This is a genomic window from Streptomyces sp. NPDC059477, assembly GCF_042749375.1.
Classification (GTDB): Bacteria; Actinomycetota; Actinomycetes; order Streptomycetales; family Streptomycetaceae; genus Streptomyces.
The window spans coordinates 32836-53672 of sequence record NZ_JBHYUG010000040.1 but is presented as its reverse complement, the minus strand read 5'-3'; the positions used below and the strand labels follow the sequence as shown (position 1 = coordinate 53672).

16 protein-coding genes and 1 pseudogene are annotated in these 20837 nt (G+C 71.6%); 4 read left to right on the top strand and 13 right to left on the bottom strand.

The window, feature by feature from the left end; translation table 11 throughout:
• Nucleotides 1–137: 137 nt before the first annotated feature.
• The gene (locus tag ACFXAZ_RS21055) at nt 138–263 is read right to left on the bottom strand and encodes a hypothetical protein (protein ID WP_384593211.1); all 126 of its coding nucleotides are present in this window, start codon (nt 261–263) and stop codon (nt 138–140) included.
• A 326-nt stretch (nt 264–589) separates the two neighbouring features.
• Between ACFXAZ_RS21055 and ACFXAZ_RS21050 the strand changes: the two genes are divergently transcribed.
• A complete protein-coding gene (locus ACFXAZ_RS21050) occupies nt 590–1057 on the top strand; it encodes a CU044_2847 family protein (RefSeq protein ID WP_384593208.1) in 468 nt (155 codons plus the stop codon).
• Between the two features lie 60 nt (nt 1058–1117).
• A complete protein-coding gene (locus ACFXAZ_RS21045) occupies nt 1118–5452 on the top strand; it encodes a trypsin-like peptidase domain-containing protein (RefSeq protein ID WP_384593205.1) in 4335 nt (1444 codons plus the stop codon).
• Nucleotides 5453–5651: 199 nt separating this feature from the next.
• Here the strand turns inward: ACFXAZ_RS21045 and ACFXAZ_RS21040 are convergent, their stop codons facing one another.
• Together ACFXAZ_RS21040 and ACFXAZ_RS21035 are read right to left on the bottom strand one after the other, a co-directional pair.
• On the bottom strand, nt 5652–6056 hold the full coding sequence (locus tag ACFXAZ_RS21040) for a DUF6281 family protein (protein WP_384593203.1): 405 nt from the start codon (nt 6054–6056) through the stop codon (nt 5652–5654).
• 53 nt (nt 6057–6109) lie between these two features.
• The gene (locus ACFXAZ_RS21035; RefSeq protein ID WP_384593199.1) at nt 6110–6682 is read right to left on the bottom strand and encodes a hypothetical protein; all 573 of its coding nucleotides are present in this window, start codon (nt 6680–6682) and stop codon (nt 6110–6112) included.
• 1352 nt (nt 6683–8034) lie between these two features.
• On the opposite strand from ACFXAZ_RS21035, the gene ACFXAZ_RS21030 reads away from it, so the two are divergent.
• Nucleotides 8035–8508 (top strand): carboxymuconolactone decarboxylase family protein, encoded by a 474-nt coding sequence (locus tag ACFXAZ_RS21030; RefSeq protein ID WP_384593196.1) that lies wholly within the window; start codon nt 8035–8037, stop codon nt 8506–8508.
• Nucleotides 8509–8656: 148 nt separating this feature from the next.
• Nucleotides 8657–8752: pseudogene (locus ACFXAZ_RS21025) on the top strand (sigma factor); the annotation flags it as partial.
• A 26-nt stretch (nt 8753–8778) separates the two neighbouring features.
• Here ACFXAZ_RS21025 and ACFXAZ_RS21020 read toward each other — a convergent pair.
• The 10 genes from ACFXAZ_RS21020 to blsE form a co-directional block, all read right to left on the bottom strand.
• Nucleotides 8779–9348, bottom strand: coding sequence for a transposase (locus ACFXAZ_RS21020; RefSeq protein ID WP_384593193.1), 570 nt, complete (start codon nt 9346–9348; stop codon nt 8779–8781).
• A 9-nt stretch (nt 9349–9357) separates the two neighbouring features.
• On the bottom strand, nt 9358–10722 hold the full coding sequence (locus tag ACFXAZ_RS21015) for a M1 family metallopeptidase (protein ID WP_384593190.1): 1365 nt from the start codon (nt 10720–10722) through the stop codon (nt 9358–9360).
• 67 nt (nt 10723–10789) lie between these two features.
• The gene (locus tag ACFXAZ_RS21010) at nt 10790–11440 is read right to left on the bottom strand and encodes a class I SAM-dependent methyltransferase (protein ID WP_384593187.1); all 651 of its coding nucleotides are present in this window, start codon (nt 11438–11440) and stop codon (nt 10790–10792) included.
• A gap of 61 nt (nt 11441–11501) precedes the next feature.
• Nucleotides 11502–13385 carry a hypothetical protein gene (locus ACFXAZ_RS21005; RefSeq protein WP_384593184.1) on the bottom strand — a complete coding sequence of 628 codons (1884 nt, stop codon included), beginning with the start codon at nt 13383–13385 and terminating at the stop codon, nt 11502–11504.
• Nucleotides 13386–13680: 295 nt separating this feature from the next.
• Complete coding sequence (locus ACFXAZ_RS21000; RefSeq protein WP_384593182.1) at nt 13681–14907, bottom strand: MFS transporter; 1227 nt, start codon at nt 14905–14907, stop codon at nt 13681–13683.
• Between the two features lie 278 nt (nt 14908–15185).
• Nucleotides 15186–16424, bottom strand: a complete 1239-nt coding sequence (locus ACFXAZ_RS20995) for an ATP-dependent carboxylate-amine ligase (protein WP_384593179.1) — start codon at nt 16422–16424, stop codon at nt 15186–15188.
• Nucleotides 16421–17602, bottom strand: a complete 1182-nt coding sequence (locus tag ACFXAZ_RS20990) for a DegT/DnrJ/EryC1/StrS family aminotransferase (RefSeq protein ID WP_384593176.1) — start codon at nt 17600–17602, stop codon at nt 16421–16423. Before ACFXAZ_RS20990 ends, ACFXAZ_RS20995 begins: the two co-directional genes overlap by 4 nt.
• Entirely contained in the window at nt 17599–18789 is a 1191-nt protein-coding gene (blsG, locus tag ACFXAZ_RS20985) for an arginine 2,3-aminomutase (RefSeq protein WP_384593173.1), read from the bottom strand. The genes ACFXAZ_RS20990 and blsG overlap by 4 nt, the downstream gene beginning before the upstream one ends.
• A gap of 128 nt (nt 18790–18917) precedes the next feature.
• Nucleotides 18918–19853, bottom strand: a complete 936-nt coding sequence (gene blsF, locus ACFXAZ_RS20980; RefSeq protein WP_384593170.1) for a CGA synthase-related protein — start codon at nt 19851–19853, stop codon at nt 18918–18920.
• Complete coding sequence (gene blsE / locus ACFXAZ_RS20975) at nt 19841–20830, bottom strand: cytosylglucuronate decarboxylase (RefSeq protein WP_384593167.1); 990 nt, start codon at nt 20828–20830, stop codon at nt 19841–19843. The genes blsF and blsE overlap by 13 nt, the downstream gene beginning before the upstream one ends.
• Nucleotides 20831–20837: the final 7 nt, after the last annotated feature.

Genomic DNA, 20837 nt, shown 5'->3' with positions numbered 1-20837 from the left:
CTCCGCGGCACAATGCGCCGCTCGGATCTGCGTCATCGGAGAAGACGCCGGGACCAGGACCGCGAGGGCGCCGACGGTGCCTACCGGCCACTGTGCTCACCAGCCACGACCGCCTCCGCTGGCCTCCGGCGGCCAGCTCACGCCATGGCCGAAAGTCGACCACCACTCGACCGCCAGCGCGCCTCCCGCTGGTCGCGCACCGCGAGGAGCCCGTGCCGGCGGGGGACGTGGAAGAGGTACTCCGTGACGGAAGAGTCCTCCATGTACGGCATGGCGCTGGCCCGCAGCCCGCAGCCTGTGGCCGCAGCGCGGCGCGAAGGACGCGGTCACCGACAGGCCCGCTGGACGAGACCGGCGTCTCGGTCGACCCGCAGCACCTGCGCCCGGTGCACGTCGTGCACCACCGGCAGAACTCCACCAATGAACGGATCGGGGCCCCGCCCAGGGACGCTGGTGTCCCGTTCGGCCATGGCTGCAACTCACCTGCTTTCTTTGACCGTTGGAGCCGTTGCCCGCCGTGCGCGCGATACCTAAGCTCTTCCCCCATGCGGCGCAGTGGTGTGACGGAAGCAACGGGTCGGCGGACACGATGACGGACACGACCGAGTTCCGGACGAGCGACGGCACGGTGGTGCGGGTGGAGGTCGACGGCGTGTCCTCGTCGGGGCCTTACGACGGTGACCCGTACGAGCCGATCTCCCGGCGGCGGACGGACCGCACGGCGGACACCGCCGACACCCTGCGGCAGGCGGTGGACCGCGTCCGGCCCGCCGCGCAGGACGTACTGGACTCGCTGCGCGCGATGCCCCAGATGCCTGACCGGGTGGCCCTGGAGTTCGGGGTGAAGCTGAGCGCGGAGGCAGGCGTCGTCCTGGCCCGTGCCGCCTCCGAGGGGCACTTCAAGATCCTGCTGGAGTGGGAGCAGCAGCCGGACGCACGGGGCCGTGACACGGAGCCGGCGGACGAGGCACCCCGCCCCGAGGCCCTCCACCCCGAGGCCCTCCACCCAGAGGACCCCCGCCCCGAGGACCCCGGCGCGCCGGACGCCGCCCGGTAGCCGCCGTGCAGAACGCCGTCATCGCCGGGGACATCACCGCTCCCGTCACGGGTGGGAGCGATGGCAGCCTCTGACGCAAAGCCACCGCTCTCGTCGTCCTCCGGCGCGGTCTTCGAATGGGGGCTCGCCCGGATCCTCGGCCCGGACGGCGAACCGCGCGGCGCCGGATTCCTCCTCGCTCCCGACCTTGTCTGCACCTGTGCCCACCTGCTGGTCGGACGGCCACAGGCGGACTCGGTGGCTCCGGATGTGCCGCTACGGGTGGACTTCCCGCTGCTCGCGGATCCGTCGGCGCCGGTCGCGACCACCGTCGCCGAGTGGCGCCCGGCGGACGACATTCTGGTCCTGCGTCTCGCCGACGAGGTGCCGGGCACCATGCCCCTGCCGCCGGCCGGTCTCGACGCGCCGCCCTGGGGGGTCGAGGCCCGCGTCTACGGTTTCCCGGAGACCACCCGCAGCGGAGTGAACGCCCACGGAGTCCTGCGCGGCGGCGAGGGAAGGGGCCGCTTCCAGCTCGACGCCGGGCACGGCAGCGTGCCGCTCACCGGCGGCTTCAGCGGTAGTCCGGTCTGGGACGTCCAGGCACGCGCGGTGGTCGGAATGCTCGCGACGCGTGGGCGGGCGGGCCTGGAAGGGACGGCGTATCTCGTCCCCGAACGGCGCCTCGCCCTCCAGGACGCCGCCGTCGGATCGGGCCCCTTCAAGGGCCTGCTGCGCTTCGAGGAGGAGGACTCGCACCTCTTCCACGGCCGCGAAAGGGAGACGGAGGACCTCGCGGAGGCTGTCCGGGTCCGTCCGCTGACACTGCTGACCGGCCAGTCGGGCACGGGGAAGTCCTCGCTGCTGCGCGCGGGACTGCTGCCACGGCTGCGGGACGTACGCGCGGTCGTCACGGTACGCACGCCACGGGAGGCGGACGCTCCTGCCGAGTTCCTCGGCGAGGCATTGCTGGCCCTGTGGGACACGGCCGAGGGCGGGGCGTCGGACGACTCGCGCGTCAGCGTCGTACGGCAGGCATTGTCGGAGGGCGGGATCGCGCTGGCCCACCTGCGGGAGCGGCTGCGCGCCGCGGCCGGGGACCGGCTGTGCGTGCTGCTGCTCGATCAGTTCGAGGAGTATGCGGCGGCGCCCCGGGCGGCCCGGCAGATCGTGACCTGGCTGCGCGAACTCACCGATGTCGCCGACACGGTGCCGGGCCGCGGGCTGCGGGTGGTGCTGTCGGCTCGCCACGCCACGCTCGACGTACTGGCTCCCGCGCTGCCCGCGGCCGAACGTCGGGCCGCGCTCGTGTACGCCGACCCGCTCTCCGAGGCGGCCCTGGCCGAGATCGTCTCGGAACCACTGCGGACCACTCCCGGGATCACGCTCCAACCGGGCCTCCTGCAACGGCTGTTGCGGGACGCGCACGAGGCCCAGGAGGCGCATGGGGAGGCGAACTGCCTGCCGTTGCTGGAGTTCACCCTCGCCGAGCTGTGGCGCCACCGCACCGGCGGACGTCTCACCACGGCCGCGTACGAGGAACTGGGCGGCCTGTCCGGGGCACTGGCGGGGCACGCCCAGGCCACTTTGGACCACGCCGTCGCTGACGGCGCCGCCGACGAGATCGCGGCACGGCGGCTGTTCCAGCGGCTGGCTCGCCCGGACGGGGTCGGCAGGTTCGTGCCCGATGACGTACCGGCCGCCGAACTCGACGACAGCCAGACACGGTTGGCGCGGCGCATGGTGCGCGAGAAACTGCTCGTGTGGACCCGACCGCACAACGCGGAGGAGTCCGGCGAGTCGTTGCGGATCGCGCACGAGGCCCTGCTGCGTGAGTGGCAGTGGCTCGGCGACTGCCTGCGCGAGGGCGCCGAGTTCCGCGCCTGGCAGGCCGAGGTGGAGGACCATGCCCGCCGATGGCGCGAGTCGGGCGGCCGACTGCTGGCCGCGCCGCCCGAGCGGCTGCTGGGGGCGGCGAAGCGCTGGCTGACCGAGCGCGCCGCCGACGTCACCGAGCGGCAGCGCGCCTATCTGGCCGCAGGTCGGCGCCGCGCGCGCATGGGCACGTACGGATTGATGTCGTTCGCCGCCGTCACCGTCGTACTCGCCGTGCTGACGGCCCTGCTCGCGGTGGACGCGGTGCAGCGGCGGGACCGGGCCGAGGAGCGCCTGCGCACCCTCGCTTCTCAGCAGTTGGCCGACCTTTCCGAGGAACGCGCCAGTTCCGACTTCGAGTTCTCCGTGCAGGCCGCGATGGGAGCGTGGGCGACGCAGGACACCGACAAGGCGGAGGCGGCGCTGTTCCGGCAGTACCTGCGCATGCGGGGCGTCGAGAGCGTACGCACCGGGTTGTGGCAGGGCAGGGCGACAGCCATGGAATCCGCCCCGGCAGGCGATGCCCTCGCGGTCGTCATCCAGTCGGAGGACGAGACCCGCGGCCAGATCCGGCTCATCACCGGCGCGACCTCCGACCAGCCACGGGGCCGGACCCTCCAGGGCATCCCGAAAGGCGACTTCCAGGACGCCTTCAGCGACGACGGCCGGTGGTACGCCGTCACCGCCGCCGACGGCTCGGTCCGCCTGTGGGAGGTCGGCTCCGACGACACCGCGGGACGGCTTCTATCGGCCGCGGGACCCGCCTATCACGCGGTGTTCGGACCCTCGCTCGACTTCTCCGACGACGGCACACGTCTGCTGCGCCTGCATGCCTACGACGCCGAGGCGGGCGGGACCGATCAGCAGGCTCGTCTGGACGCCTGGACGGTCTCCACCGGCCGGCCGATCCCCATGGCCGACCGGATCAGGGACAGACCAGCCGAGTCAGCGACCTTCGTCGCAGGCGGGGACAGCGTCGCCGTCACCTGGAACGGGCCCGACTCGAAGGAACCGACCTGGTCGGCCGGAGTGTTCGCGCTGTCCGACGGACAGGAGAAGCGGCGACTGGTCACGGACAGCAGCTCCATCATCCGGTTCACCGCGCGTGGGACGCTGCTGGAGACCGGAGTGAGCAACGCCCGCCCGGCGTTCATGACCCTGGACGGCACCGAACAGGGCACGGGCTTCCCGCTGAGGTTCCTCGATCCCGACGCGACCGGGCTGTACCGGACAGCCTTCGCCGAAGCGGGCGACCCGCTCGAAGGCGTCCCGGAGTACGGGGTCCTCGCCGTGACCGCCGTACGCCCGGACACTGCCCCGAGAAAGACGTGGACGGCGATCGTCCCCACGGACGGCACGGCTGAGGAGAGTGTCCCCGTCGCCGTCTGGCCGCCCCGCAGCGACGGCGGAGTACCCACAATGGCCGCGGCACTCGGCGAGAGCCTGCTCCTGCTCAACCCGGTCGAGGGCCTGCCGCCGGGCGACCTCGACTTCGAGAGCGGTGTGAACGCTGTCGCCCTGGCCCCGGCCGCCGATCGGTTCGCCGTGCTCCAGGAGAACCGGCTGTACGTCGTCGGCGAGGGCGTTCCGATCCGGTCCGCCGTGCCGCCCGGCGAGCCGGAGGGATCGGAGGGATGGCAGCTGACCTGGATGGACACGGACGGCTACGGACAGGTGGCCCTGTGGGACCCGGGAGGCCGCGCCATCAGCCTGCACGCGGCCGACGATCCCGCCCGTCGCGCGGACATCGAGCTGCCGATGCCGGACGGGTCACACATCGAATGGGTCACCCAACTCGGCAACGGCGACCTCGCCGTACTGCTGTCCTCGAACGAGGTGCTGCGCGTCGATCCCGACACCGCGACCATCCTCGCTCCCGCGCTGCGGGTGGCTCCCGCACCGCAGGGCGCCCCCTCACCCTTCGCCCCGATCGGCCAGATCGTCCCGCGTCCCGGGCACCCCGCTCAGGCCCTGATCACCACCAGCATGGGCAGCCGAACGGGAGAGGTGACCGTATGGGACCTCGTCGAAGGCAAGCAGGTGACCCGCTGGGACGGGTCGGTCGGCGTGCGGAATCCACTCTTCCTGACACAGGAACCTCCTTCGGTCACGTTCAGTGCCGACGGAAGCCTCGCCGCGGTCGCCCACTCGGACCGAAAGATACGGTTCTGGAATGTGGCGAGCGGACGCAAGGTGGGAAACACCGTGCCCTTTCCCACCGGTTCCAAGCTCGTCGCCTTCGCGGGGACGACCCGGCTGCTGGTGCTCGACGCGGGCAACACCCTCGCGCTGTACGACGCACCTTCCGGCCGCGCGGTGGGCGCCGGTCCGTCCCCGGCCGGCGGGAGCGGGTTCGGAGCCGTCACTTTGCCCGACTCCACAGTCCGCTTCGTTGTCAGCGGCCAGATCCAGACACTCGCCATCGAAACGGACACCTGGTGGCGATCCCTCTGCCGGATTGCGGACCGGCCCTTCAACGACCGGGAGCGCGAGGAACTTCCTCCGGGCTCGCGCCCCGAGCCGCCCTGCACCGCGGAGTGATTCCCCGGTGACCGCCGACCCAGTACGCGCGCAACGGCCCCAGCGCCGCTACCCGGTGTACCGCTCCGGGCCAGGTGCCGCCGTCGACCGACAGGGCGGTAACGGTGACGTACGAGGCCTCCGGCGAGCACGGCCACACAGTCGCGGCTGCCGCAACGGAGGGGGGTGCGATCGTCGTTGACAGGCGATCGCTCCAGTGTCAGGAGCCTCCGACCAGTCTCTTGACCTCCGGAGGAAGGTCGTTCTCCAGGGCTTTGGCTATGAACAGGACGCCATCGGGTGCGTCGTCCACAGCGATCGCGATGCTGGGATCCACTCCCTCGACCGCGTAGGCGATCGTCAAGTCCGGCGAAACCGGACTGTTTCCATCACCGGGTGTGTCGTCGCAGGGTGGGACAGTCGCCGGGCCCAGTTCTTCCCCGATCTTGAAGTCGGCGTTGGCGAGGTCGGAGTACACGCGCCGGTCGTACTCGACCCGGTATTCGCAGGACGATTCGGACTCGCCGCCGCTCGGCGAAGCGCAGGAGGCGGATACCGCGACGGTCACCGCTGCCGCCAATGCCGTCAGGACGCTGTGCCGTCGGACCAGGACCACGGCGTTCACTCAGTTTCCTCCTTCTGGAGCGTCCGCTCCCAGGTCAGCTGTACCCGGCCCTATCAACTCCGCCGGCCCGGTCCCCGAACCCGCTCCCGCCGCTCGCGGATCAGCGTGTGATAGTCGTCGTACCAGGGGGTGGCGGCAGCCGCACGGACCACCCCATGTGCCCGCCGGTACTGGCCCCGGTCACGGTGTGCCGCCTCCAGCACAGCCCACATACCCAGGACGGGAAGCAGCCAGCGTATCCAGGAGGCCGGGACGAGGGCGGCCACCACCGCACCGATGCCTCCGACGAGGGCGATGGAGATACCCATTCCCCACATGTAGACCCGGGGCCCCAACTCCTTCACCTCATCGGCGTCGGCGTCGGGTCCTTCGTCCTCGGGCAGCCGGTAGAGCCAGACGATCCTCCCGAGCGGTACGGCCACCACGGCCGCGAACAGCGGCAGATAGACCACCGAGGCGAAGGCCACGGCCCGGGCGTCCTCGGCCGGGATCACCCACACCACGACCGCGCAGGCGACGGCGATCACGGCGTGTATCCACGGCTGGATGACCTGTCGCGCCGCGAGGGTGCCTTCGGCCTTGGCGAGTTCCCTGACCTCAGCGGCGTATCTCTCGCGTCGCTTCACTTCTCGTGCCCCCTGTCGGGCTGTTCGCCGGACTGTCGGCCGTCGACGCGCGCCGCAGCGGGGAGCGGACAGTCCAGCAGCTTGTCGTTCTTGGTGGGCGACGAGCATGGTGATGTCGGCGCCGAGCGAGTTGGCCCGCGCACGTCGCCTACCGCACGGCGACATGGTCCCCGGTCGACGACTTCGCCCCGGAGGCGGAGTCCCCGCTGCATGACCACCGCCACGTCCCCGTCCCGGTCGCCTTCACCGTGGTTCTGAGCGCTCCTGTACCACTGGAGGTCGCTTTCTTGACCGTCGTGTACGAGGACGCTCCCGCCGGCACCGCCACCCCCGTGAACACGACCGCCGCCCCGCCGACCACCGCCGCTCTCCACATCGTCTTCCCCATCTCCGGCCCGCCCTCTCCCCTGAAGCCTGAACCGAACACACAGGAACACCGGTCAGAGGCCCCTGTGGCTGACTGTGTGACAAGGGAGAGCTTCACGCGGTTGCACGCAATGCGGCAACGATTTGATCACCACCGCATCGCCTTGACCCGGTTCTCGGAGGGCGACCCATGCCCTTCGGCCCGGGAGGCCGCCCCGGTCTGCGGGGCACGATCCCCACATGGGTGGCACTGGCCGGCCGACTCGGTGGCCGCAGCGGTCATCCGGGTCTGCTCCAGCCGATTCCTCGCCGCTCGGGCCGACGACTCCGGGCACACCGTGGACCGACCGAAGTCCGGGTCGTCGTAGCCGATCGCGGCACCGAGTCCCATCTGCTCGCGTCTGCTCCTGTTCTTCGGCCGTGCTGGGAAAAGCCGAGTAGCTCGGCGGCGGCTCGCTCGATACTGCCTCCGGCGCTTGGCGGCCGTCGCCGTCGGATGGGAGACAGATCTGCATGGACGGCGTGCTGCTCCGGACAGCAGAGGTTCCGTCGGGATGCTCCGTACCGATGCCTGAGGAGTTGATGGGTTCACCTCTGTGTCGGATGACGCGCAGCGCCCCAAGGCAGGCTCCCCGCGATCGAGGCGTCCCGCCCGGTCGGCATCGACCATCCAGGGTCTTGCTGGGCCAAAAGGCGAAGCCTCCACTTCCTCCGGTCGGGTACTCCCGGGTGCTGATGTATGTGACTGTGCCAGGGGAGTGACTGGCGTGAGGGTAGTGGGCCGCCGGGGGCACACGGAGGACGCGTTCAGTCGTCCCAGCGGGCGAGAACCTTCGCCCGGATCTCGGCCCGCTGGTTCGAGTGGCGTCCGCCCGCGAAAAGACCCGGTCGCTCCAGTGATGCAGGTCACATCTCTGCCAAGTCACAGGGCGGCAGGCTGCCTCGTCTCGGGTGTGTAGCCACTCACGAGCACGGAGGAACACACCATGGACGCGCGACTGGACTTCATGGCCGAGCCGAGCACCGGCAAGGCCCTCAAGTACCTGATGTCGGCGGGCAAGGCGCTCAGGGACACGACGCTGCCGATCACCACGCAGGAACTCGTCTCGGTGCGGGTGAGCCAGATCAACGGCTGTGCCGCCTGCCTCGACATGCACACCAAGGAGGCCCTTGCCGTCGGCGAGGACCCGGTGCGACTGGGTCTGGTGGCGGCGTGGCCGGAAGCCACGGTCTTCACCGACGCCGAGCGGGCTGCGCTGGAGCTGGCCGAGGAGGGAACCCGGCTCGCGGACGCGGCGCACGGCGTCAGCGACGAGGTATGGGCGAACGCCGCCAAGCACTACGACCAGCAGCAGCTTGCCGCCTTGGTGCTGCTGGTCGGCTTCCTGAACCTGGCGAACCGGATGAACATCATCACCCGGCAGCCCGGGGGTGACTACCAGCCCGGGAAGTGGCACTGAAGCACGGAATCACGGGAGCAACTGCGAAGTCGCGGATATCCGTAGCCGACCGGCCAGCGAGACGCACGCTGACCGGTCAGCGGTCGAATGAGCACCGGACGGACGAAAAGCGGGTCAGGTTGTCGGCAGGGCCGAGGAGTTCGCAGAACTGCGACCGTTGCTGTTCTCGATCGCCTACCGGATCCTGGGCAGCGTCAGGGAGGCCGAGGACGCGGCTCAGAAGACCTGGCTGCGCTTCGAGGCCGGCCCTAGGGTGTGGGTCGGAGCGCTCTAGGTTGGCTGATGTGAGTGCGCGGGGGCGGAGTTGCCGATATGTCGGACCGGCCGAGCCGAAGGCTGCGGTCCGGCCTGGCAGCGGATTTCGCGGCGGCGCAGGTAGGTACGGTTCTTGCGGGAGGCGTACGCCTTGTCCGCGCGGACCCGGTTGGTTGGGGCGGACGCGCGTGGGCGACCCGGTCCGATACGAGGCACGCGGACCTTCTCCAGCACAGGCTCGAACTGCGGCGAGTCGCCGCGCCGCCCGGCCGTCACCACGATCGACATGGGCCTCTGACCTTGCTCGACGGCCAGAGCGCGGCTTGGTCGTGAACCCGCCGCGTGAGCGTCCCGGACCGTGATGTCCCGGCTCGGTGAACACACCGCCCGGTGGTTCTTTCTGCGGGTCGTCGCCCTGCTTTTGCGGGCCCCGGCCGCATGCTGATGGGCGCGGCACACCGTGGAGCCGATGCTCAGGTCCCACGTGATCGCGCTTTTCGTGTGGGTCGGGGCTTGGAGCCGGGTGAGGGGGCGCGCCGCCCGCTCGGCGTTGTGTGACGTCGTCCCGGTGAGTGGTCGGGGCATCGGGGTCGGTCAGTCGTCGATCCGGTGGGTGGTCCAAAACGGGGTCAGGTCCTTGGTGGTGGCGGACTGGGCGGCGGCCTTGAACGCGGGTGTGGTGCTCACGCCGTAGCGGTGGGTGCGGACGTAGTCGTGGAGCAGGCGGGTCATCGCGTCGGCTCCGATCGTCCGGCGTAGGTCGTGCAGTGCGCAGGCGCCGTAGGTGTAGACGACGTCCTCGTAGCGGGCCGGGTGTTCGTCCCAGTACGCCATGCCGTTGGTGATCCGCTCCTGTGGTGTCGTCCACTCGACGGCTCTCCAGCAGTCCGAGCCGTCGCGGCCGAGGGCGAGTTCGGTGGCGTACTCGGCGAAGGATTCGTCCAGCCAGGGCTGGTGGTACTGGTCGTCCCCGACGATGCCGTACCACCACTGGTGGGCGATCTCATGGATGAGGGCGGACGTCTTCACCCGGTTCAGGACGAACCCCGGGTACTCCATGCCGCTGAACCAGAGGTCGTTGTCCAGTACGACGTCCAGCTCGGGGTAGGGGTAGGCGCCGAACGCGCGGGCGTGTGTGTCCATCGCCGACCCGGTGGCGGCCAGCATGGCCCGCGTGTCCGCCGCCGTGATGCCTGCGCCGCTGTGGACCTTGATCGTGACCCCGCCCGCCATGACCTGGGAGACGGTGTCGAACGGGCCCGCGGACCAGGCGAAGTCACGTACCTTGCGGGCCGTCGCCGTGGTGACGGTCCGTCCGGTGGTCCCCGGGGTGTCCCACGTGCTGCCCGTGGCGGGCACCACGATGGTGGCCGGGTGGTCGAGTGCCACGGTGAAGTCGGCGGCCAGGGTGTAGAAGGACTCCCCGGTATCGGTGAACGGGGCGAGGTGCCAACCGGCGGTGTCCCGGACCGCGAGCAGCGGCAGGGCGTTGCCGAAATGGCTGTACGCCCCGTGCCGTCCGAACCTCCCGGCGTTGTCGGCGAGTTCGGGGGCCCGTACGGTGAGGTCGAAGTCGATCGTGTGGCGCTCGCCGGGACCGAGCGGGGTCGGCAGGGCGAGCCGCAGCGCCGTGCAGCCGACGTGGAGGCCGTCCGCGGTGGCCCCGGCGAGATGGGTCACGGTGACCGCCGGCGCCGCGCAGCCCCCGTGGGCGTTGCCCCACAGCCTGAGGAAGACCTCCCGAAGCGGATCGGCCGAGACATTGGTGAAGCTCACCCGCTCGTGCCCGGACCACTGGCCTCCCGAGGAGTCACCGGCCAGCTCGACCGTGTACGCCGCCGAGGCCGGCGTCCGGGTATCGGTATGACGCTCCTTGCCGGGTGGTGCGCCGCCCGTCATCGAGGCGAGCAGCGCGACACACCCGAGCACGGCTGCCAGGAGCCGAGCGGACCTGCTCAAGCGTCCTCCTGTGGAGTCGGCGGTGGGGCCTCGTGCCCGCTCCGGAGAGCCAAGGGGCGATGCGTGGTCAGTCCTTGAGGAAGCACTGGATGAACGCGTCGCCGGTGGTACCCCCGTGCGTGTACTCGGTGGTGTCGTACGCGACGAAGGGGTGCCGCTCGACCCGGATCCGGCGGAAGTGCGGGAGGTACTGCCAGCGCAGCTCCGGCTTGGTGCTGAAGAACGGGATGAAGACACCGCCCGGGCGCAGCACCCGGACGACCTCCGGCATGGTCCGGGCCCACAGCGCGGCGTCCGTCCAGACGTCCATGTCGAGGGCCGGGTCGAAGAACATCCCGTCGACGCTCTCCGACGGCAGTTCGAAGATCCGCTCGAAGAAATCGCCGCGCTCGACCGTGAGGGTGTCGGGTACCGCGGGGTACCGGGTGCGGAACAGGTCCTCGACCTCGCCGAAGAGTTCCAGCACCGTGTGGCTGCGGGTCACCGGATTGCCCGCGATACGCAGCGCGGACAGACCCAGGCCCAGCCCCACCTCGTAGAAGTCCTGGCCGTACTCGCACAGCATGTCGGCGCTGGCCCACATCAGGTCGCGCTCCCAGGCCTGCATGGCCTGCTCGCCGCCGATGCTGAGGGTGACTTGGCCGTTCTGCTCGATCAGTTCGATCGCCGGCCTGCCCTGGGGCGCGGTGCTCCGCTCCGAGACGTTCTGGCTTTCCATGGTCTTCTCCTTACGGGGGTGTGGGCGGGTGGTCGGGCATGGGAGGGAGGGGGAGGGGCGGTCAGGTGGTACGGGGGACGACTCCGAAGTGGCGCCGGGCCGTGGAGACCGCCAGGTCCTGTACGGCGAACACCGTGAAGTAGTAGGCCTGCGGAGCGGTGCCGGGCGCGAACCGCACACGGAACGTGATGTCCTCGGCCCGCCCACCGGGGAGCCGGCGCCTGGTGGTGGCCGGTTCCACGGTCGTGTCCTCGCGCAGATAGGTCGGTACGAACAGGCCCAGCCGGACCGGGCCCGTGCGGGCCGCGGTGACCGTGGCCCGCACCTCCAGCACCTCGCCCTGCCCGACCTCGTCTGCGGCGTGGGCGAGCAGGGCGGGGGCGTCCGGGATCCGGAAGGTGACATCGCCGCACCGCATGCAGACCGCACACGTGGTGTCCAGGACGTGCGGGAGCAGACCGCGCCGGGTGAACTCCTGCGCGGGACGGCCGCAGTGGCAGGTGACCTCCCGGACCCGCGGGTCCAGGGTGCTGCGGTCACCGAAGTACGCCGGGTAGTTCATCAGCTCGGTCTCGGGGTCGGCCGAGATTTGCTCGGTGATGACATGGTCGAGGGACTGGAGGTCCGCCGTGAGCGATGCCTTGATCTGCTCGGGCGACTGGTCGGCGAGATGGGTGGGCCTGGCCACCCACAGGTCGACCTTCCGGGCCAGTTTGGTCAGCCGGGGCCGCAGCGGGTGGTTGTGCGGCAGCAGGTCCGAGGCGAGGTAGGCGGTGAGCCGACCGCCCACGGTCAGCAGCAGCGGGTCGGGGCGGTGGTCCGCCGCAGGGGGCGGCGCCGGTGTGTCCTCCGGCGGACCCGGCAGTCCGAAGCGCATGAACGCCGGGTAGGGGTGCGAGCCCGCCAGGCTGGCGTTGAGGGTGTCGACCGAGTCCGCGCCGACGAGGGCGCCGTGCATCCAGGCGACGTTCTCCGGCCGGTCGGAGTCGTGCACCGACACCGCCGAGACCACCGTACGGGCCGGGCCGTCGAGGGCGTTCAGCAACAGCTGGTACTTCGGGTCGTACAGGGCGAGGTCCGCGAGCGGGCCGCTGTTGCACGCGCTGAGCACCAGCTCCACGGCCTCCACCCGGTTGAGGGGGACCAGCTTGTCCTCCGGCTTGTAGCAGGGCAGCCCGTACGCGCAGCGCGGGCCGAGCAGTCCGGGGGTGGCCGGGGCCGAAGCGTTGAGACCGCAGATGGTGAACTCGCCGAGGTTGACGCTGTCGTCCTTGCCGTGCCCCTGGAAGCCCACCCGCAGCCACCGGGTGCCCAGGATCTCCGCCTGGATGTCCGCCCGCTCGAAGTCCCGGTCGTCGAAGACCTGGACACCGGGCAGCCGGGGCGGCCGGTCGGTGTCGGTGAACAGGCCCAGCGCGTCGACGTCGAGCGCCGGCCGCGCGTACTGCTTGGCGACGTTCCAGCAGACCGAGGCGCCGTCGCGTCCGCTCAGCAGCGTCAGTCCGTGCCGCGGCCCGCGGTAGGTCGCCAGCAGCAGGGCCCGTACGGGGTCGAGGGTGAGCCGGTCGTAGCAGCCGACGACCAGCACCGAACCGCCGTGCCGGGCCCGGAACGCCGCGACGTCCGCCAACTCCTCCTCGCCCGCCCACGTCCGGGCGAACGGACCCGCCAGCTCCGCCAGCCCTTCGGGCAGGTGCGCTTCACCGAGGACGATGCCCACGTCCAGCGGGTGCGGCCGGCGCAGGCCGCCGTACAGCCGGCCGGCGAGTTCGACGCTCTCCGTCAGATCGGCGCGATCCTCGGTGGGGACCGGCACCGGGCCGGGCTGGGGGGAGTCCAGGAACTCCCGGACGGCTCGGGCGAACTCCTGCCGGGTGACCGGACGGAACAGGGGGGCCGGCCCGGACGGCCGGTCGGCTCGCTGCTCGGTGAGCGCGGCGTTCATGGTGAACCACCTCGTGTGGCCCGCGCCGGAGCGCGGGGGAAGGGGCGGGGATGGGGGAGTGGGGAGGAGGGATTGGGGAGGAGAGGAAGGGCGGCTCGCGCCGATAGGGGTGAATGGGCCGATGGAGGGCCTCGGGTGGCGGGGACGGCCGTCATACTGCGTGCGGTCCTCGTATCGCGTACGGCCCTCGTGCCCCGTACGGCCCTGATGGCGCCTGCGGTCCTCGTGCCGCCTACGGCCCTCGTGCCCCATACGGTCCTCACACCGCCTACGACCCTCCCGCCCCGTACCGCCCTCATACCGCGCACCCCACCGTCGGTGTCGCCCGCCGGGTCAGCAGCCCGCGGCAGGCGAAGGCCAGCCCGGCGGCGGCCAGGGCGGTTCCGGTCGCCACCGCGAACACCGTCCGGGGCCCGAACGGGTCCATCAGCAGTCCGCCGACCTGTTGGCCCAGCGCGTCGCCCAGGACGGTGGCCAGCGACGCCCAGGTGAACGCCTCCGCCATGGACCGTGTGTCGGCGATGCCGCTCACCAGGCTCATCTCGGTGGCGGAGACCAGGGCGATGGGCGCGCTGCCCACCGCGAGCGCCACGGCCAGGCCCAATGGGGAGCCCGCGAGCAGCGTCAGCCCGGTGCCGACGGCGTAGGCCAGCAGCAGGCGGGGCAGGCGCACCTGAGGGGCCACCTCGGACTGGGACCGGCCGAGCCAGATCGCCCCCAGCGCACTGCCGACACCCCAGCAGGCGTACACCACGCCCGCGCCGCCCGGCCCCCCGTGCCGGTCCACGAACGCCGGGATCGCCAGGGTCAGCAGGCCGATGGGCACCGCGGAGACGGCCATGACGACGGTCAGCGCCAGCAGGGCCGGTTCCCGCAGCGGGCCCAGCGGGTGACGCGGGCCCTTCGACACGGCGGGCGCGCTCTCGGTGCCGGCCGGTAGCCGGGTGAACGCGAGCCCGAGCGTGCCCAGGCCGCCCACCGCCGCGATCACGGTCAGCGCCAGGCCCGCCGAGCCGGCCAGCATCAGCGCCGCCAGCATCAGCGGCGCCCCGATCACCAGGACCTCGGTGAGCAGCGCCTCCCACAGATAGGCCGTCTCGCGTTCGTCCTCCCGGAGCGGCAGCCGCGCCCACAGCGCGCGCATGCAGGCGTTCGCGGGCGGCAGCACCACCCCCGCGGCGAACGCCGTCACCGGCTGCGCCCAGCCGCCCGGGTGGGTCGCCCACACCAGGACGGCGAGTGCCGCCGGGTAGGCGAGGGCGGTCGCCGTCAGCACGGCCGAGCGGCCGTTGCGGTCGAGGCGGCGGGCGATCAGCGGGCTGCCCACCGCCATCCCGAGCGTGTACAGCGCGGCGACCAGGCCGGCCTGGGCGTAACTGCCGCCCTGTTCACGGACGGTCAGGACGAGGGCCAGCGACATCAGATAGACCGGCAGCCTGGAGACGACGCTCCACCAGGCGGCCCCGGCCACCCGGGGACGGGTGAGCAGGTCGAGGAAGCGACGGGGCAGGCCGCTGGTCATGTGTCGGTCTCCGTTCGAGGGCCGCGCGGGGCGGCCGGGGCGGGTGCCTGGTCGCTGTCCGGGCGGACGGCACGGGCGGATGCCACAGGTGGATCAACGTGTGGACGGCACGGGGTGGATGGGCCCATGGACGAGCCCGGGTGGACGGTCGGGTGGATCGACCCACGGACGGGCACAGGCGGATGGACGAGCGCCCGGACCCCAGGACGGGCACAGGCCGATGGACAGGCACAGGCCGACGGACGAGCGGCCAGCCCCATGCCCGCCGCTGCCAGCAATCACGTGGCAACGACATGTCCCTCCCGCGCCCCCACCTCGATCGTGAAACGCGCGAGCACCTCCCGCATCCGGCTCTCCACCTCCCCGACCGAAGCCCCCACGACATGGACGTACCCCGAGGCGTTGTGCGAGGCCCGGCGGGCCGTCACCGGGTCACCGGCGCGGACCTTGAGCACCGCGTCGATGACCCCGGGCATCTCCAGGAGTTCGTCCCGGGAGGTGATCCGCCGGACCAGCCCGGTGCCGGGCAGCGGCAGCAGCAGGTCACCGGCGCAGCAGCGCTCTTGGTAGTCGAGGTCGGGGCGGCGGCCGAGGTAGACCGCCAGGGTCGCGCCGAACACGTCGAAGCCGTACGCGTGGCCATGGTTGGCGGGGATCTCGCAGCCCGCGAGCCGCACGCCGATCTCACCTGCGTACACCTCGCCGTCGATCAGGAAGAACTCCATGTGGGCGTAGCCGTGGTCGACACCGATCCCCGTGATGATGCGCTGGATGAGCGCCCGCAGGTCGACCGGCGGGCCCTCGGCGGTGCCGACGCTGATGTTGGCGTTCATCGCGCCGTCGACGATGTCCAGCGGACGGCAGGGCATGGCGCTCGGCCACACGTCGAGGACCTCGCCGCCCAGGACGATCGCGCAGGCCTCCCACTCGGTGCCCGCGAGGTACGCCTCCACCATCCAGTCCCGTGCCGTGAGGTCGATCCCGGCGAGGTCGCCCGGCCCGTCGAGCCGGTGGGTGTCGACGCAGGCGAACGAGTCCACCGGCTTGAGCACCACCGGCCAGCCGTGCCGGGCGGCGAACCGCTCGATCCCGGCGCCCGACCGCACCCGCGCGAACTCCGCCGTACGCAGGCCCAGTTCCCGGAAACACTCCTTCATGGCGGCCTTGTCCCGGACCAGGGCCACCTGCCGCTCGCTCAGATGCGGCAGACCGGCCAGCTCCGCGAACCGCTGGGCCACGGCCTGCCGGGGTTCCGAGGGGTTGCAGAACCTGGTCGGCGCCACCGGCAGCCCGGCCGCCCAGTCCCGGTACCGGCGGGCCTCCCCGCCCACCGTGGAGCCCTCGCGCACCCAGAAAGCGGGCAGGTGCGCGGTCTCCCGCAGATACTCCTCCGGCAGGTCGGGGCGGCTGTCGGCGAACCGCAGCAGGACCAGCCGGCCGGCCAGCTCCCGGGCCGCGTACCGGGCGAACGACGACGGCCGGTCGTCCATTAGCAACAGCACCTCGGCGCCGCTCACACCGCCTCCAGCACCCGGCGTACGGCCTTGGCGGCGACGACCTGTTCCCCCTCCGGGAGTTCCGGGGAGAGCGGCACGCACAGGGTGCGCTCCAGCAGGTCCCTGGTCCGGGCGAAACCGTCGCGGCTGAGCGTGAGGGGGCCCTGCGGGGCGTGGTTCCAGGGAAAGCCGTCACGGTAGAGAGAACGACGGCCGGTGAGCACCGGATGCTCGGGCAGCAGATACTTCCCGAGCGTCCAGTTGGCGATCCCGGCCGCGGTGAGCGCGGCCACCGCGGCGTCCCGCAGCTCCTTGCTCTCGCACCGGAACCGCAGACTGACCTTCACATCGCCGGCGGCCCGCGGCAGGGCCTCCAGGCCGGGCCGGTCGGGCAGCTCGGCCATGGCGATCGCGTACATCCGCTCCAGCCCGGCGAGCAGTTCGTCGAGGTGGCGGAACTGCTGGCACTGGACGGCCGCGACCTGCTCGCTGGTGACGAAGTTCTCCCCGAAGTGGGCGTCGTCGTTCCATGTCGGGTAGTGGCCGGGCACCCGCGCAGAGCCGTGGTCGTGGTAGCCGCGCATGGCCGCCCAGGCGTCGTCGTCGTTGGTGACCACGAGGCCGCCCTCGCCCGAGGTGAGAACCTTGTTGTGGTGGAAGCTGAACGTCCCGGCGTAGCCCGCCGTCCCGACGTACCGGCCGTCCGGGAAGCGCGCGCCGAGGGACTGCGCGCAGTCCTCCACCAGATACGGCACATCCGTCGGCAGCGGTGCCACGGTGCCCTCCATATGGGCCGTGATCACCCGCTGCGCGCCTGGCGGCAGCAGCGTCGGGTCCATGGAGAGCGAGTCGTCGGCGTCCACCAGCACCGGGATCAGGCCGCACGACAGCACCGCTCCGGCCACCGCGACGAACGTCACCGCCGGGATGTGCACCAGGTCGCCGATGGCCGGGCGGGTGGAGATCAGCGCCAGCCGTAATGCCTCCGTGCAGTTGTGCACGGCCAGGACGTGGCCCGCGCCGAGCCGTTCGGCCACGGTCCGCTCCAGGCGGGACGCCATGCTCTCGGTCTCGGTCTGGTACCGGAACAGGACCTGGTGCTCGATCACCTTTTGCAGTTCCGACATGTCGGACCAGTCGAGGTAATTGGCTCCGTAGGGCAGGAAGCGCTGCCCGAGCCGCTTGTCGAGGTTGCTCATCGTGTGCCCGCCTCCGTGATCGGCTGCGCGTCACCGCCGATGACCATCTCCTGGCCTCGGTAGTTGCGGAGCAGCAGGCCGTCGGGGGTGGGGGTGAAGGAGGGCCGCGCGATCGGGATCTTGCCGATTCTGGTGGTCAGGACGTACTGGGGGACGCCGAATCCGGTGATGTGCCCCTGGAGGCCGTCCATGATCTCCCAGCCCTTCTCCACCGTCGTCATGAAGTGTGAGACGCCGGTGACGTTGTCGCAGTGGTAGAGGTAGTACGGCCGCACCCGGATCCGCAGCAGCTCCGTCATCAGGGTGCGCATCGTGGGGACGTCGTCGTTGATCCCGCGCAGCAGCACCGTCTGGTTCCCGACCGGGATGCCGTGCCGCAGCAGGCGGTCCACGGCCGCCGCGGCCTCCGGTGTGATCTCCTTGGGATGGTTGAAGTGGGTGTTCAGCCAGACCGGGTGGTAGCGGGAGAGCATCGAGCAGAGGTCCTCGGTGATCCGCTGCGGCAGCAGCACGGGGAACCTGCTGCCGATCCGGATGATCTCCACACTGGGGATCGCCCGCAGCCCGGCGATGATCTCCTCCAGCTTGCCGTCCTGGTACGACAGCGGGTCGCCGCCGGTCAGCAGGACGTCCCGGATCTCGGGGTGGTCGGCGATGTAGCGCAGATCCTCGTCGAAGGAGCCGCCCTCGTCGTCACGGAAGTAGGTGCCGTCGACGTCGGTCGTGTGGAACTTGCGCGTGCAGTGCCGGCAGTAGACGGGGCAGGCCTCGGTGATCAGCATGATCACGCGGTCCGGGTACTTGTGCACGACCCGGTTGGTCTTGCGGTAGTAGGTGTCCCCGACCGGGTCGACCTCGGCCCCGGGGAACTCCGCCAGCTCACCGAGCGCCGGCACCGCCTGCTGACGGACCGGGCAGCCGGGGTCGTCCGGGTCCATCAGGGAGGCGTAGTACGGGGTGACGCTCCAGCGGTACTTGCCCGCCACCCCGGCGATGGCCTCCTCCTCGTCGGCGCTGAGGTTGATCCACTGCCGGGCCTTCTCGACGTTGGTGATGCGTCGGCGCATGTGCCAGCGCCAGTCGTCCCAGTCGGTCTCCGGGACTCTGGGGCGGATCAGTTCGGGGCGGGGGGCGGGCAGGGGTTCGTGGAGGGGGGCGGGTACGGGTTCGCGGAGGGTGTCGGACATGGCGGCTCCTGCACGACGCGGACGCCGTGGGTGGGTGGCCGGAACCGGCGGGGCCGGATCGGCGGGCTGACGAGGCGGCATGCACAGGGGGTGCCACGGGCCCGCGGCGGGCGGGCTCAGGGCGGGGCTCACAGGGGCGCGAGCGCGAGTTGACGGAGGGTACGGGCGACCCGCTGCGCACCGCGCAGGTCGTCCAGGGCCGGGTCGAGCAGGTGCCACGGCCCGGCTGCGGACGGAGGTGACCACAGGCCCGGGTCGTCGGGATCGTCGGCCGAGGGCAACGGCAGCACCTGGTCGAGCTGCCCGGCGAGGGCCCGCTGAACGGGCCCCAGCGGCGGCAGCAGTGCCAGTGGTGCCCGGCGGGCCTGTGCGAGGGCGAGCGCCCCCAGCACCGGCGAGGCGAGGAACACGGCGGCGTCGGCATGGAGCGCGTCCGGGTCGGCCTCGGCGGCCCGGAGCACCCGGACACCCGGATGCTCCGCCAGGGCGGACCGTACGAGGCCGAGCGCGGTGTCGGCGACCACGGTGCAGCTCCCGGTGCGGTGCAGCGCGGCGGAGACCAGCTCCCGCAGCGCGCCGGACGCGAAGGCCCCCGCTTCGGCTTCGGGGACACGCCACAGGGACAGCAGCACCAGCGTGCCCGAGCGGCTCGGGCTCCTGCGGGTGCGCCGCGGCGCGAGGACTCCGGTGGGCGGTGCGCCCCGGACCGGGGGCCCGGGCTCTGGCAGCCAACCCGGCCGGTGCACCCGTACGAGCGCGCGCCCCGGCGGTGCTTCGCCTGCGGTCGGGTCAGGGGGACCCGATCGCAGGTGCACCACCGGTACGCCCAGCGTCAGGAGCCGTTCCGTGGCCGCCGTGTCGTCGCAGACCAGGGCCGCGACCGGGGGAGGTTCCCGCTCGGACCAGCCGGTCGGGCGCAGGTCGCCGAGGTGGGCGGCCACCCGGGCGAGGGCGAGGGTCGAGTCCAGCTGGTCCTCGCGGGCGCTCAGCAGCACCCGCGGGCCGTGCCCGGCACCGCTGTCGGGCGTGGCCGCAGCCGCCCCGGCCGGGTTCAGTAGTGCCATGCCCCCACCGCCCCGAGCCGGGCCACGTCGTCGCTGTATCCGGCGGCGGTGGTGGAGCACCCGTTGCACACCGCGGGGCCGCGCTCGCGGAAGTAGTCGGCGTGCGCCCGGAACACCGGGGTGTCCAGCCGGATCACCCCCCGCTCCCGCAGCGGCGCGCCCCCGGGGCTGCCGTCGCCCTCCCGGTGGGGGATGCAGCTGCACGCGTACATCCGCCCGTACTTGCCGTCCACGTAGATGACGTCATCGGCGACATGACACAGCGGTTCGGCGGCGCGCGGTGTGACGGACCCGGTGAAGTAGCGCTCCTGTTCCTGCGGGGTGTCCCCGTAGAAGCGCTTGCCCATCGGGACCAGCAGGGCGGTCGGGTCGGCGTCGTAGATCGGATCGCAGACGCTGCGGACATGGTCGGCGTCGGGGTAGGTGATCGAGCGGTCGAGCTTGAGCGCGGACAGTTCCCACTGCCGTACCCCCGCCTGTGTCAGCACCTCCTGGAGCCGTGGCATCTCGGTGTAATTGTGCGGTCCCACCACGGTGTTGACCCTCGGCAGGACACCGAGCGCGGCGGCCTCCCGCAGGCCCCGCAGCCCGCTGTCGAACATGCCGGGGGAGCGCCGGTAGACATCATGGGTGGCGCCCGAGGAGCCGTCCAGGCTGACGATCACCTGGGCCAGACCCGCCTCGGCCAGGGGAGCGGCCATCCGGGGCAGCATGGAGCCATTGGTGATCAGGGACATCTTCATCCCGCCCGCCGTGCCCGCGCGCACCAGCTCCACCACGCCGGGGTGCATCAGCGGTTCGCCCCCGGTGAACCGGATGTAACCCACCCCGGCGTCCCTGGCCTTGGGCACCAGGTCGGCGAAGTCCTCCTGGGAGAAGCGGAACGTGTCGCGGGAGAGCGCGAACTCGCACATGAAGCAGTCGGCGTTGCAGGCTTCCAGGATTCTGATGAAGAGGTAGCGATCGCGTGTAGGCACGGGCGGG